The sequence below is a fragment of the Micromonospora alfalfae genome (assembly GCF_022230925.1).
GTDB classification, from domain to species: Bacteria; Actinomycetota; Actinomycetes; order Mycobacteriales; family Micromonosporaceae; genus Micromonospora; species Micromonospora alfalfae.
On the sequence record NZ_JAKKFH010000007.1, the window covers coordinates 127,019 to 140,173 of the forward strand.

Sequence of the window (13,155 nt, forward strand, 5' to 3'; positions counted from 1 at the left end):
AATCGACGTCAGCGGCCCGGGGTCAGGGCGCGCAGCCGGGTGACCGCCTCGGTCAGCACCTCCGGGCGTTTGCAGAAGGCGAACCTGACCAGCCGCCGGCCCGCGTCGACGTCGTCGTAGAAGACCTGGGTGGGCACCGCCACCACACCGCAGCGCTCCGGCAACGAGCGGCAGAACTCCACACCGTCCCGGCCGCCGAGGGCGGTGATGTCGGCGGTGACGAAGTACGTCCCCTCCGAGTCGAGCACCTCGAACCCGGCGTCGGTCAGACCACCGACGAGCTGGTCACGCCGCTGTTGGAGACCGTCTCGGAAGCCGGTGAAGTAGTCGTCCGGCAGGGCCAGCGCCACGGCCACCGCCGGTTGCAGCGGCGCGGCGTTGACATAGGTGAGGAACTGCTTCACCCGAAGCACCGCCGAGACCAGCGCCGCCGGGCCGCTCGCCCAGCCGACCTTCCACCCGGTGCAGGAGAACGTCTTGCCGGCCGACGAGATGCGCAACGTCCGCTCCCGCATCCCGGGCAGGCTGGCCAACGGCACGTGCGGGCCCGTCGCGTCGGTGAAGACCAGGTGCTCGTACACCTCGTCGGTGACCGCGTACGCGCCGAACTCCTGGCACAACTCGGCGACCTGCGCCAACTCGGCCGGGGTGAAGACCTTGCCGGTCGGATTGTGCGGCGAGTTCAGCAGCACCAGCCGGGTGCGCGGACCGAACGCCGCACGCAGCGCCGCCGGGTCGAAGGCGTACCGACCGTCGGCCGCGGGGCGCAGTGTCACAGGTCGGCGGACCGCGCCGGCCAGCGCGATCGAGGCGGCGTACGAGTCGTAGTACGGCTCGAAGCAGACCACCTCGTCGCCCGGTTCGCAGAGCGCGAGGATGCTCGCCGCGACGGCCTCGGTGGCACCCGCCGTGATCACGATCTCGCTGTCCGGGTCGTACCCCAGGTCGTAGAACCGCCGCTGGTGCGCCGCGACGGCCGCGCGTAGGGCGGGGATCCCCGGGCCGGGCGGGTACTGGTTCTGCCCGTTGCGCAGTGCCTCCGCGGCGGCGGCCAGCATCTCCGGCGGGCCGTCGGTGTCGGGAAAGCCCTGGCCGAGGTTGACCGCGCCGGTGCGTACGGCGAGGGCGGACATCTCGGCGAAGATCGTCGTGCCGAACGGCCGCATCCGGGCCACCAGCGGGTCGACATCGGTGCTCGTCGTCACCTGCGCCAGCCTACGGCCACCCGCCGCCCGAACCCCAGCCTCATTCGGGTGCGCAACTGGTCGCCCAGTACCCCCGGGTCTTGTTGACGACCGGTTTGCCGGCACCGGTGACAGTGACTGTGCAGTCGAGTGGTCTCTCACCTTCGTCGTCGGCCCATCGGGCCTCCACCAGCACCCTGGTCTTGCCGTTGGTGCGAATGGTGGTGCGCCAGGGCAGCTTCTGGCCGTCGACGTGGATGAGGTCACTCTCGGCGTCGAAGTACGCCAGGTCGACGACACCCGACCCGCTGAGCTCGTAGACGACGGTCACGGGTGCCGGACCTGAGGTCGGTCGGGTGATCGGCTTCTTGCTGGTGGTGGGAGACGCGGTGGGCGGCTGCGGCGCGGTGGGTCGCTCGGGGATTACCGGCCCAGCGGTGGGCTCCGTCCAGCCGTCGTCGTCGGGGACCACCCACGGATCCTCGGCGATCGGGTCCGGGTTGGTGGTGTCGAGCCACAGACCACCCGCGCAGAGGCAGCCACACACGAGCAGGACGAGTGCCACGACGGCCGCGACGACGATCCCGACGATCCGCCCGCTGCTCGTGGCCGGCTTACCGGGGACCTGCGGATACCCGGGGTAGGTGTACGGCGGCGGATAGCCGGGCGGCGGCCAACCGGGCGGCGGATAGCCGGTGCCGGGCGGCGGATAGCCGGGCTGCTGCCAGCCAGCGGCCGGCGGCTGCCGGTCGGGCATGGGCCACCCCGCTTGCGGTGGCGATCCGGCCGACGGCGCGCCTGGGGCGTCGGGCCACCCTGGCGGCGTCTGTGGGTCGGGTGCCCACGGCGTCGCCGACGGTTGTGGCGTCCACTGGGTGGCGGGCGGAGGCGGCGTCCACGGCGCGGCCTGCGGAGGCGGCGACCAGGGGGCCTGCGGTGCCCACGGCTGACCCGCAGCCAGCGGGTCGGGGGCCGGAAACGGAGTCGAGGACGGCGGCGCCGTCGGATCCGGCGGGGGCGCGGGGGAGGCCGGTTCCGGAGCGGATGAGGGGGTTGGGTCGGGCGACGGGGTATCGGACATGGCTGCTCCGGGCGGGAGTGGGTATGGAACGAACGGGCCGTGGACGGGAGCGCCAAACCCGCCGAGAGACTTTCGCACCGGAAGGCGTGTTGCAACCCCGCCCGTCAGAGCGGGGCGCGAGCGGCTGTGACGCTCGTCCCGTTGCGACCCCCGACCACCGATCGCTCAGATTCCGTGATTGATAACCCGACTTTCGAGCAACCATGATGAGTGAAACTGGGTTAGGCTGCGGGCCATGTGTGGAATCGTGGGATACGCGGGCGCGCGCCCCGCACTCGGCATCGTCCTCGACGGGCTGCGGCGACTGGAATACCGTGGCTACGACTCGGCAGGCGTCGCGATCGTCTGTGACGACCAGCTGCTGACCGAGAAGAAGGCCGGCAAGCTGGCCAACCTGGAGAAGGTGCTGTCCGAGCGGGCCGCCGACGACCCGACCTCCTGCGCGGCCAGCCCGATCGGCATCGGTGACGGCACCACGGGCATCGGGCACACCAGGTGGGCCACCCACGGCGGCCCGACCGACCGCAACGCCCACCCACACGTCGCCCCCGACGGGCGGGTCGCGGTGATCCACAACGGCATCATCGAGAACTTCGCCAAGCTCCGCGCCGAGCTGGAGGCCGACGGCGTCCAGTTCACCAGCGACACCGACACCGAGTGCGCCGCACACCTGCTCGCCGCCGCGCTGGCCGACCTGCGCGCCGCCGGCCAACCGGACAGCCCGCAACTGCTCGCCGCCGGCATGCGCGTGGTCTGCCAGCGACTGGAGGGCGCGTTCACGCTGCTCGCGGTTGACGCCGCAGTGCCCGGTGCGGTCGTCGGCGCCCGGCGCAACTCGCCGCTGGTGGTCGGCCGCGGCGACGGGGAAAACTACCTGGCCAGCGACGTGGCCGCGTTCATCGAGCACACCCGGGAAGCGGTCGAGCTGGGCCAGGACCAGATCGTGCTGATCACCGGCGACAGCATCGAGATCACCGACTTCGAGGGCCAGCCCGCCACCGGCAAGGACTTCCACATCGACTGGGACTCCTCGGCCGCGGAAAAGGGCGGCTACGACTGGTTCATGCTCAAGGAGATCGAGGAGCAGCCGCAGGCCATCGCCGACACGCTGCTGGGCCGGCTCACCGAGAGCGGTGAGATCGCCCTCGACGAGGTCCGCCTCAGCGACCAGGACCTGCGCGACGTCGACAAGATCTTCATCGTGGCCTGCGGCACGGCGTACCACGCCGGCATGGTCGCCAAGTACGCCATCGAGCACTGGACCCGGATCCCGTGCGAGGTGGAGCTGGCCAGCGAGTTCCGCTACCGCGACCCGGTGCTCGACCGGTCCACGCTGATCGTGGTCATCTCGCAGTCCGGCGAAACGATGGACACCCTGATGGCGCTGCGCCACGCCAAGGAGCAGAAGGCCCGGGTGCTGGCGATCTGCAACACCAACGGCTCGACGATCCCCCGCGAGTCCGACGCCGTGCTCTACACCCACGGTGGGCCGGAGATCGCCGTCGCCTCCACCAAGGCGTTCCTCACCCAGGTCGTCGCCTGCTACCTGATCGGCCTGCACCTGGCCCAGGTGCGCGGGATCAAGTTCGCCGACGAGGTGGGCGCCGTGGTCGCGCAGTTGCAGGAGATTCCCGGCAAGCTGCGTGAGCTGCTCGACCGGATCGAGCCCGTCCGCGAACTGGCCCGGGAGCTGAAGTCCGAGCCGACAGTGCTGTTCATCGGCCGGCACGTCGGCTACCCGGTGGCCCTGGAGGGCGCGCTGAAGCTCAAGGAGCTGGCCTACATGCACGCCGAGGGCTTCGCCGCCGGTGAGCTGAAGCACGGCCCGATCGCCCTGATCGACAAGGGCACCCCGGTGATCTGCGTGGTGCCCTCGCCGGTGGGCCGGGGCATGCTGCACGACAAGGTCGTCTCCAACATCCAGGAGGTCCGGGCGCGCGGCGCACGGACCATCGTGATCGCGGAGGAGGGTGACGAGGCGGTCGTCCGGTACGCCGACCACCTGATCTACGTGCCGCGTACGCCCACCCTGCTGGCCCCGCTCGTCACCACCGTGCCGTTGCAGGTGCTCGCCGCCGAGATCGCCGCCGCCCGGGGGCACGACGTGGACCAGCCCCGCAACCTGGCCAAGTCGGTCACCGTCGAGTAGCCACCGCCCACGTCCGGAACCCCGCTCGCCGCACCTCGCGGCGGTCGGGGTTCCGTCGTCACCGGCCCAGCACGACCCGGGCCATCCCGTCCAGCGCCGGGTTTCCCGCTTCCCAGTAGCCGGTGTGCCCGCCTCGACCGCTCGGGAACACCCGCCCACCGAAGCCGGGGTCGGCCGGGTCGTGACCGAACCACAGCTCGTGCCCTGTTCGCCCGGGCCAACCCAGCACAGCGGCGAGTGGTGCCGCGCCGAGCAGGGCCCGTCGGCCCAGCTCCTCCGGTGACCGGGCCGCCCGGATCACGTCGTCCGGGGCGCTGCTAGCCCAGACCTCCCCGGGCGGCACACCCAGCTCGGCGGCGTGCGACGCGCCGACACCGGGGGAGCCGACGAAGACCAGCGCGTCGGCGGCCAGGCCGTGCTCCCGGGCGGCCACCCCCACCACCAGCGACCCGTAGCTGTGCCCGAGCACCGTCTGCCGGGCCGGCGGCCCGTCGTGGCTGACGCGCAGCCCCTCCTGGAAGCGGTGCAACGCCGGGCCTGCGTCCCGGGCCTGACCCGCCGAAGCGGCCTCGTTCAGCAGGTCCGGAGCGTCGTAGTCCAACCAGAGCACCGCCGCGCTGCGCTCATCCGGGGCGAGTGCGGCACACCGCTCCAGCACCCGGGCCGCTCTGCCCAGCTCGCCCGAGGCGTCGTCCAGGCCGGCGGTCATCCCCGGCACGTAGGTCAGCACCCGGTCGGCGTGGTCCGGGTCGCCGAGCGCCACCACTGCCCGGCCCTCACCCGCCGGATCCAATCCGAGCAGGTACGCCCGGGGCACCTCGCCGGCCGTCAGCCGCCCGCCCAGCGCGTCCAGACCGGCCAGCCGCCCGGCCACCCCACGCAACCGGATCAACGCGAGGGGCCCCGGCGGCACCCGGGACAACAGCCGCCGCCGCTCGGCCAGCAGCTCGGCACGCCAGGCGTCGAGCCGTAACCGGTTGGCCTGGTCGCGGGCGGCCACCGGCAGCCCGTCCAACCGCCCGACCAGGGCCGGCTCGCGCCCGATCAGCCACCGTCGCTGCGCCGGGGTCAACCCGGACCACCAGGCGCTGACCAGCGAGGGTGCCGCGCCGAGGGTCGGTCGGCCCGGCGGGGGCGGGGACGCCCAACCGGTGCTGGCGGCCCTCGCCAGGTCATCCAACCGGTCGGCGGCGACCCGGTCCGCGGCGGCTGCCCCGTCGAGCGCGGCCCGCAGGGCCGCGGCCACCCCCGCCGCGGCGACCCCGGCCCGCTCGGTGGGCCGAAACCGGGCGGGATCGACCCGCACCGCACCCGAGCGGTCCACCAGCAGGCCGGCCGCATCGGCCTGGGCGACCGCCTGGGCGAGCCGCGCCTTCGCCACCGCCAGCCCACCGGCCAACTCGGCCAGCACCTGGTCGACCTCGATCAACGCGGGTGCGATCGAGGCCAGTTCGTCACGCAGACCGCCGAGTCGAGTGTCCGCAGCCGTGGCTGCCGCACCCGACCAACCGCCCCGCAACTGCCCGGTGGCCGCGCGTAGCTCGCCGAGGCGCAGATCGAGTGGCCCGGCCAACCCCGCCCACGCCGCCCCGGCGGCCCGCCACCCGCCGGGATCGACAGCCCACAGCTGGCGGTAACCGACGCTGCTCACCGGGGTAGGGAGGCGAAACGGCCGGCGGCCCGGTCGTCCACCGTCTCGTACGCCTCGGCCGCCACCCGGACCCCGCCGGCGGTCGCCGCGACCCGGGCGCCCAGCCGGCAGAACCAGGCGTGCCCGGCCGCCTCCAACCCGGCCAACGCCGCGGCAGCTCGCCACTCGGGCGCCGCCACCACCAACCCGGGCAACCCCGCGAGGCCCGACGCCAACCGGCGCGCCTCGTCGTCGAGCAGGACGGCGACCGCCCGCAACTCCTCCGGCTGCACGGCGAACGGCTCGTCGGTCATGACCACACCCCCATGGACGACAGGCATCGACGCGCTGACGCTAGGCACGTACCGAAGGTCGTGCGGTGCCCTGTGGACAGCCGACGTCGAGGCGTACCCCGCGGTGTCCACAGGCGTTGCCCAGCGCGAGCCCGACGGCTAATCTGCGGCCTCGACCGCCGGTAGGGTGATGTGGTGATCGTCGCTGTCGGCATCGACGTGGTCCTGGTCGACCGGTTCGCCCGGGCCCTGGCACGGACGCCGCTGCTCGCCGACCGGCTCTTCACCGAGGCCGAGCGGCACACCCGCGCCGGCAGCCCGCGTTCGCCCGAGTCGCTCGCCGCCCGGTTCGCCGCCAAGGAGGCGGTGGCCAAGGCCCTCGGCGCCCCGGCCGGGCTGAGCTGGCACGACTGCGAGATCGTGCCCGACCCGGATGGCCGCCCCTGGCTGGCCGTCTCCGGCACCGTCGCGGCGGTGGCCGACGCACGCGGGGTCAACCACTGGCATCTCTCGCTGTCGCACGACGGCGGGATCGCCTCGGCAATGGTGGTCGCGGAACGATGACGTCGGCCGGGAGGGCCGGTCAGGTCCGCCCGCTAATGGAATGGGACACGGTGGCATGAGAGCGGTGTGGCGGGTGGCCGACGTACGGGCGGCCGAGGCGGGGTTGATGGGCACACTGCCGGAGGGGACGCTGATGCAGCGGGCCGCCGCCGGCCTGGCCCGCCGGGCCGCGCTCCTGCTCGCCGAGCGGGGCGGAGTCTACGGAGGCCGGGTCCTGCTGCTGGTCGGCTCCGGTGACAACGGTGGCGACGCGCTGTACGCGGGGGAGCGGTTGGCCCGCCGAGGTGTCCAGGTGTCCGCCCTGCTGCTCACCCCCGGGCGGGCGCACGCCGCCGGCCTGGCCGCGCTGCGAGCCGCCGGTGGCCGGCTGGTGCCGGAACCGGCCGGCCCTGTCGACCTGGTCCTCGACGGCATCGTCGGCATCGGTGGCACCGGCGGGCTACGGGCGAACGCGGACGAGGTGGTCCAGCGCCTCGGTGAGCTGCGCGGACGCGACGGGGGACGGGCCACAGTGCTGGCTGTCGACGTGCCCAGCGGAGTCGCTGTCGACACCGGCCACGTGCCGCTGTCCGCGTCCGGCCGGCCCACCGCGGTCCGCGCCGACGTGACTGTGGCCTTCGGCGCGCTGAAGCCCGCCCTTGTGGTCGGGCCGGCCGCCGCCCTGGCCGGGCAGGTCGAGCTGGTCGACATCGGGCTGCGGCAGTGGCTTCGCGGCACCCCGGCGCTGCGGGTCACCGAGTGGTCCGACCTGGTCGACTGGTGGCCCCGGCTGGGCCCGGCGTCGGAGAAGTACACCAGGGGCGTGGTGGGGGTGGCGACCGGCTCGGCGACCTACCCCGGTGCGGCGGTGCTCTCCGTGGGCGGCGCCCTGGCCGGGCCGACCGGCCTGGTCCGCTACGCCGGCAGCGCCCGCGCCGAGGTGCTGCACCAGCATCCGTCGGTGATCGCCAGTGGGCGGGTCGCCGACGCGGGCCGGGTGCAGGCCTGGGTCTGCGGCTCCGGGCTGGGCACCGGTGCTGACGCGGCGGCCGAGCTGCGCGCCGTACTGGCCGCACCGGTGCCTGTGGTGCTCGACGCCGACGCCCTGACTCTGCTGGTGGACGGCTCGCTCGCCGACCGGCTGCGCGGTCGGGACGCGCCCATCGTGGTCACCCCGCACGACCGGGAGTTCACCCGTCTCTGCGGGGAGGAGCCGGGCGCCGACCGGGTCGGCGCCGCGCTGCGGCTGGCGGCCTGGATGAACGCGGTGGTGCTGCTCAAGGGCGATCGCACCGTGATCGGCACGCCGGACGGTCGGGCGTACGTCAACCCGACCGGCACCCCGGCACTGGCCACCGGCGGCACCGGCGACGTGTTGGCCGGGCTGCTCGGCTCACTGCTGGCGGCCGGGGTACCCGCCGATCGGGCCGCCGCCTCGGCCGCGTACCTGCACGGGCTCGCCGGGCGGGAGGCGGCGCGGGGTGGGCCGGTGACCGCGCCCGACGTGGCGACCGCCCTGCGTCCGGTGCTGGCCCGGCTGGGCTGAACGGGGCGGTTCCGGCTGCGGTGCCCGGATCGCCGTGTCGGGACGTGCGTCGCCGCCCGCGGTGATCACGGCGGAAAGTAGGCTGGGTGCATGTGGCAGGCCGAGGTACGCGTCGATCTTGACGCCATCCGCGAGAACGTGAGCAGGCTCCGCTCCGGCACCACCGCCGAGTTGATGGCAGTGGTGAAGGCCGACGGGTACGGCCACGGCATGCTTCCGGCCGCCCGCGCGGCGCTCGACGCCGGCGCTGACTGGCTCGGTGTCTGCACCCTCGACGAGGCGCTCACCCTGCGGCGGGCCGGGGTGACAGTGCCGGTGCTGGCCTGGCTGCTCGCCCCCGGATTGCCGCTGCACGAGGGGGTCAGCGCCGGAGTGGACCTGGGCGCGGCCAGCCTGGCGCAACTGGACGAGATGATCGAGGCGAGTCGCCTCGCCGGGCGTCCCGCCCGCCTGCACCTCAAGATCGACACGGGGTTGTCCCGGGGCGGTGCGACGGTCGCCGACTGGCCCGCGCTGCTGGACGCCGCAGCCAAGGCGCAGGCCGACGGCCTGGTCGAGGTGGTCGGCGTGTGGAGCCACTTCGTGTACGCGGACTCGCCGGGCCACCCCACCACCGACCGCCAACTGGCCGTCTTCCACGAAGGACTGGCCATGGTCGAACGGGCCGGGCTGCGGCCGCGCTGGCGGCACCTCGCCAACTCGGCCGCCACCCTCACCCGCCCGGACACCCACTTCGACCTGGTCCGCCCCGGCCTGGCCATCTACGGGCTGTCCCCGGTGGCCGGCGAGACGTACGGGCTGCGGCCGGCGATGACCGCCCGCGCCCGGGTGATGCTCACCAAGCGGGTGCCCGGCGGCACCGGTATCTCCTACGGGCACGCCTACACCACGGAAGCCGACGCGAACCTGGCAGTGGTGCCGCTCGGGTACGCCGACGGGGTTCCACGGCACGCGTCGAACACCGGCCCGGTGCAGCTCGGCGGTGCACGCCGGACGATCTCGGGGCGGGTCTGCATGGACCAGTTCGTGCTCGACTGCGGCGACGACCCGGTGGCCGACGGCGACGTGGCGACGCTCTTCGGCAGCGGCGTCGACGGCGAACCGACAGCCGACGACTGGGCCGAGGCGGTCGGCACGATCAACTACGAGATCGTCACCCGGTTCGGCGGCACGCGAGTACCCCGGGTCTACGACGGCGAGAAACCGTGAGCGTGAGGAGTGAGCCGGGGTCGCGAGCCCCGCAGTCGCGAACCAAGGTGGCGCCATGAGTTACCGCGTTCCGCGTCCGCGGACGGCCGCGGGTCGGGTCGCGGGGATCGTCGGCGCGGCGGTGGGGGTGGCCGCGGCAGGTCTGGCGGCTGGCGTCGCGACCGAGCGGACCCTGGTCCGCCGGCTCAAGGCCGACCCGGCCGACCGCTACGCGCACGAGACGTTCGACCAGCAGCGGTACGACGAGGCGTTCCGCCTGGAACTGCCGGACGGCACCGACATCCACGTCGAGGTGGTCGAGCCGACCCGGCCGGTGCCGGGGCGACCGACCGTGGTGCTGGTGCACGGCTTCTGCCTGGACATGGGGACGTTCCACTTCCAGCGCCAGATGCTCGCCGCCCGCGGTGACTACCGGATCGTGGCGTACGACCAGCCCGGTCACGGCCGGTCCGGCCGGCTGGAGACCGGGGAGTACGACCTCGCCGTGCTCGGCCGGACGCTGCGCCAGGTGATCGACCGAACCGCCCCGGACGGCCCGCTGGTGCTTGTCGGCCACTCGATGGGCGGCATGACGATCATGGCGTTCGCCGAGCTGTTTCCGGAGCTGTTCGGTGACCGGGTGGTGGGCACCGTTCTGATGGCCACGTCGGGCGGGCTCATCGCGGAGACCAAGCTGGTCGCGCCCGCGCTGCTCGGCCGGGTCGGCGGCCCGGTGCTCTACATGGTCAGCAACGCCACCCGGTACGGCGGCCCGGTGATCGACAAGGCCCGCAAGTCGACGTCGAACGTGGCCTGGCTGCTGACCCGCAGGTACGGCTTCGGTACCCGTAAGCCCAGCCCGTCGCTGGTGTCCTACGTGGAGACGATGAACTCCCGGACGTCGGCCGACACGGTGACCCGCTATCTGCGGACCCTGGCCACCCACTCGCGCTTCCCGGCGTTGGCGGCGCTGGCGGCGACTCCGGTGCTCGTGGTGGTCGGCGACAAGGACATGATCACGCCGGTGACGCACTCCGAGGAGATCGTCCGCCGGTTGCCGCACGCCGAGTTCGTGAAGATCAAGGACAGCGGCCACGTGGTGATGTTGGAGCACGCGGACGAGGTCAACGCCGCCCTGGCGCGGTTCCTGGAATCATTGCAGAGCGTGGAGGAACGGTGAGTCACGTCGTCAAGCTGCCGACCGTCGAGGACACTCGGGACTTCGGCCGGCGGCTGGCAGGGCTGCTGCGCGCCGGCGACCTGGTGCTGTTGACCGGCCCGTTGGGCGCCGGCAAGACCGCACTCACCCAGGGCATCGGCACCGGGCTCGGTGTCCTCGGAGACATCACCTCGCCGACCTTCGTGATCGCCCGGGTGCACCGCCCCGACCCGGTCCGGGGCGGCCGGGTGGCGCTCGTGCACGCCGACGCGTACCGGTTGGGTGACGCCACCGACCCGCGCGCCGAGATCGACGACCTGGACCTCGACGCGTCGGTGGACGACTCGGTGACAGTGGTGGAGTGGGGCGAGGGCCTGGTGGAGCAGTTGGTGGACGCGCACCTGCGGGTTCGCATCGACCGCCGCGACGACGACACCCGCATCGTCGAGCTGGACCCGGTCGGCGGTGACTGGGCCCGGCGGCTCGCCGACCTGGGCTAGGTCGGTGGCTGTCGTACCCGATGCCTAGAGTGCGGGAGACCGACCCGCGCTGTGAGAGGTTCCCGATGCCCGACGACGCTCCCGCCCTGGATCTGCTGGCCCTGCTGCCGGAGCAGTGGCGCACAGTGCTCACCCCGCACCTCGACCCGGCACGCACCGCCGCGCTGGGCGACTTCGTCGCCCGGGAATACGCGACGCAGACGGTCTTCCCGCCGCTGGAGGATCTGTTCTCGGCATACCGGCTCTGCCCGCCGCAGGGCACCCGGGTGCTCATCCTCGGGCAGGATCCCTACCACCGGGCTGGGCAGGCACACGGGTTGAGCTTCAGCGTCCGCGACGGTGTGACGGTGCCGCCGTCGTTGCGCAACGTCTTCAAGGAGTTGGGCGAGGACGTGGGCGTCCCCAAGCCGCGCAGCGGCAACCTCGACGGGTGGGCCGCACAGGGGGTGCTGCTGCTCAACGCGGTGCTGACCGTCCGGCAGGCCACCCCGGGCTCGCACGCCAACGCCGGCTGGGAAGAGTTCACCGACGCGACCATCCGGGCACTGGACGCGACACCGGACCGGGTGGTCTTCCTGTTCTGGGGTGGCTACGCCCGCAAGAAGGCGGCGCTGGTCACCAGTCCGCAGCACGTGGTGCTGGAGGCGGGTCACCCCAGCCCGATGAACCCGCGCGGCTTCCTCGGTAGCCGCCCGTTCAGCGCCGCCAACAAGGCACTCGCCGACGCCGGCCTGCCCACCATCGACTGGGAGCGCACCGCCGGCTGAGCCCGCTCGTCAACGTCCTGCTGCTCGCCTGGCGGCCTGAACGGGCCGTCGACGTCCGTCAGTTGGCGCTACCGGCGCTGGCTCAGCTTCCGCTGGCTGACTGCCGGCCCCGGTAGCGGCGCAACAGCTCGGCGGCGCGTGGGTCGCTCAGCTCCAACTCGACGAGCGGCACCACCTGGTAACTCCGCCCACCGTGACGCACCTCGATCGTCTCGGGCAGCTCGTCGCACATCGTGGCCCTGATCTCTCCGTACCGGGTCGACCAAAAGTGTTCGCCCGGCTCGTCAGGCTCCAACCACACGCCGCCGAACTCACCCCAGCGAGCGTCCCACCGCTGGCCGTAGTTCGTCTCCAGCCAGCGGGTGAAGAGTTTGGCGTCCTGCCAGCGCAGGGCGATCTCCAGCGCGTCCACCGGCACCGGCGCTCCCTGCAACAGCGCTGCGGCACACCCGGTGATCACCTGCGGAAAGTCGGTGAGCCGATCCAGCAGCCGATTCACATTCAGCCCGTCGATCCGCTCCGCGATCGGCCGGGCGGCCAGGTCGTCGATCCGGGCGTCGAGGTGCGCGTCCAGCGGCTCAACCCCGATGACCAACTGCACATCCATCGCGGCGAGCAACCGTTCCAGCACCGGGACGGTCGTCGCTCGCTCACCACGCTCGAACCGGGCCACCGCTGCCTGGTCGACCCCGGCGAGCGCGGCCAACTGGCGCTGGCTCAGGTCGCGCAGGTGTCGTTGATGCCGCACGACAGCGCCGAGCACTGTGACAAGGCGAGTGGATGACATCCCGGCATGGTGGACCACTGGCGGGATGTCCGCGATCCCGCTACGGCAGATCGGCGAAATGCCGCCGATCCGGACCCGGGGATCGCCAGGCCCGTGAACCGGCGGATGGTGAGCCTTACTTCAATGAGCGTGATGTCCGTGAGTCATCACGATGACTCAGAGACATCAGGCTCATTGGGGAATGTGGCTCGAGCGCTTGTCCGAGGGCCAGGCGGTTGGCCCGGTCGCACCCAATGGCTACGGCGGCGGGCAAGCCCGTGGCGGGGCGAAGGCCGCGGGTGGGGTGAAGGCCGTGGTGCGGTGAAGGCCGCGGGCGGTGGCGGGGCGG

12 protein-coding genes are annotated in these 13,155 nt (G+C 73.0%); 7 read left to right on the plus strand and 5 right to left on the minus strand.

Annotated elements, in window-relative coordinates:
• Positions 1-8: 8 nt before the first annotated feature.
• Together MED01_RS06480 and MED01_RS06485 are read right to left on the minus strand one after the other, a co-directional pair.
• Positions 9-1,205: a pyridoxal phosphate-dependent aminotransferase gene (locus tag MED01_RS06480; RefSeq protein WP_308193424.1), complete on the minus strand. Its 1,197-nt coding sequence runs from the start codon at positions 1,203-1,205 to the stop codon at positions 9-11.
• A 40-nt stretch (positions 1,206-1,245) separates the two neighbouring features.
• On the minus strand, positions 1,246-1,941 hold the full coding sequence (locus MED01_RS06485; RefSeq protein WP_238667570.1) for an MmpS family transport accessory protein: 696 nt from the start codon (positions 1,939-1,941) through the stop codon (positions 1,246-1,248).
• Positions 1,942-2,500: 559 nt separating this feature from the next.
• Between MED01_RS06485 and glmS the strand changes: the two genes are divergently transcribed.
• On the plus strand, positions 2,501-4,414 hold the full coding sequence (glmS, locus tag MED01_RS06490; RefSeq protein ID WP_238667571.1) for a glutamine--fructose-6-phosphate transaminase (isomerizing): 1,914 nt from the start codon (positions 2,501-2,503) through the stop codon (positions 4,412-4,414).
• A gap of 58 nt (positions 4,415-4,472) precedes the next feature.
• Here the strand turns inward: glmS and MED01_RS06495 are convergent, their stop codons facing one another.
• Both MED01_RS06495 and MED01_RS06500 read right to left on the minus strand, forming a co-directional pair.
• Positions 4,473-6,065 carry an alpha/beta hydrolase gene (locus tag MED01_RS06495; RefSeq protein ID WP_238667572.1) on the minus strand — a complete coding sequence of 531 codons (1,593 nt, stop codon included), beginning with the start codon at positions 6,063-6,065 and terminating at the stop codon, positions 4,473-4,475.
• Positions 6,062-6,358 carry a hypothetical protein gene (locus MED01_RS06500; RefSeq protein WP_238667573.1) on the minus strand — a complete coding sequence of 99 codons (297 nt, stop codon included), beginning with the start codon at positions 6,356-6,358 and terminating at the stop codon, positions 6,062-6,064. Before MED01_RS06500 ends, MED01_RS06495 begins: the two co-directional genes overlap by 4 nt.
• Positions 6,359-6,532: 174 nt before the next feature.
• Here MED01_RS06500 and MED01_RS06505 point away from each other — a divergent pair, with 174 nt between their 5' ends.
• The 6 genes from MED01_RS06505 (at position 6,533) to ung (ending at position 12,040) form a co-directional block, all read left to right on the plus strand.
• On the plus strand, positions 6,533-6,901 hold the full coding sequence (locus tag MED01_RS06505; RefSeq protein WP_238667575.1) for a holo-ACP synthase: 369 nt from the start codon (positions 6,533-6,535) through the stop codon (positions 6,899-6,901).
• 55 nt (positions 6,902-6,956) lie between these two features.
• Positions 6,957-8,426, plus strand: a complete 1,470-nt coding sequence (locus MED01_RS06510) for an NAD(P)H-hydrate dehydratase (protein WP_238667576.1) — start codon at positions 6,957-6,959, stop codon at positions 8,424-8,426.
• A 90-nt stretch (positions 8,427-8,516) separates the two neighbouring features.
• On the plus strand, positions 8,517-9,635 hold the full coding sequence (alr, locus tag MED01_RS06515; protein WP_238667577.1) for an alanine racemase: 1,119 nt from the start codon (positions 8,517-8,519) through the stop codon (positions 9,633-9,635).
• Between the two features lie 55 nt (positions 9,636-9,690).
• On the plus strand, positions 9,691-10,794 hold the full coding sequence (locus MED01_RS06520; protein ID WP_238667578.1) for an alpha/beta fold hydrolase: 1,104 nt from the start codon (positions 9,691-9,693) through the stop codon (positions 10,792-10,794).
• On the plus strand, positions 10,791-11,273 hold the full coding sequence (gene tsaE / locus MED01_RS06525; protein WP_238667579.1) for a tRNA (adenosine(37)-N6)-threonylcarbamoyltransferase complex ATPase subunit type 1 TsaE: 483 nt from the start codon (positions 10,791-10,793) through the stop codon (positions 11,271-11,273). Before MED01_RS06520 ends, tsaE begins: the two co-directional genes overlap by 4 nt.
• Positions 11,274-11,338: 65 nt before the next feature.
• Positions 11,339-12,040: a uracil-DNA glycosylase gene (ung, locus tag MED01_RS06530; RefSeq protein ID WP_238667580.1), complete on the plus strand. Its 702-nt coding sequence runs from the start codon at positions 11,339-11,341 to the stop codon at positions 12,038-12,040.
• Between the two features lie 82 nt (positions 12,041-12,122).
• Here the strand turns inward: ung and MED01_RS06535 are convergent, their stop codons facing one another.
• Entirely contained in the window at positions 12,123-12,827 is a 705-nt protein-coding gene (locus tag MED01_RS06535; RefSeq protein ID WP_238667581.1) for a helix-turn-helix domain-containing protein, read from the minus strand.
• Positions 12,828-13,155: the final 328 nt, after the last annotated feature.

What these genes read in the sequence shown, in the direction of transcription:
- MED01_RS06485 (WP_238667570.1), bottom strand. Translation starts at nt 1,941, where the DNA reads ATGCCCGACCGGCAGCCGCCGGCCGCTGGCTGGCAGCAGCCCGGCTAT.
- glmS (WP_238667571.1), top strand. Translation starts at nt 2,501, where the DNA reads ATGTGTGGAATCGTGGGATACGCGGGCGCGCGCCCCGCACTCGGCATC.
- MED01_RS06500 (WP_238667573.1), bottom strand. Translation starts at nt 6,358, where the DNA reads ATGACCGACGAGCCGTTCGCCGTGCAGCCGGAGGAGTTGCGGGCGGTC.
- MED01_RS06510 (WP_238667576.1), top strand. Translation starts at nt 6,957, where the DNA reads ATGAGAGCGGTGTGGCGGGTGGCCGACGTACGGGCGGCCGAGGCGGGG.
- alr (WP_238667577.1), top strand. Translation starts at nt 8,517, where the DNA reads ATGTGGCAGGCCGAGGTACGCGTCGATCTTGACGCCATCCGCGAGAAC.
- MED01_RS06520 (WP_238667578.1), top strand. Translation starts at nt 9,691, where the DNA reads ATGAGTTACCGCGTTCCGCGTCCGCGGACGGCCGCGGGTCGGGTCGCG.
- ung (WP_238667580.1), top strand. Translation starts at nt 11,339, where the DNA reads ATGCCCGACGACGCTCCCGCCCTGGATCTGCTGGCCCTGCTGCCGGAG.
- MED01_RS06535 (WP_238667581.1), bottom strand. Translation starts at nt 12,827, where the DNA reads ATGTCATCCACTCGCCTTGTCACAGTGCTCGGCGCTGTCGTGCGGCAT.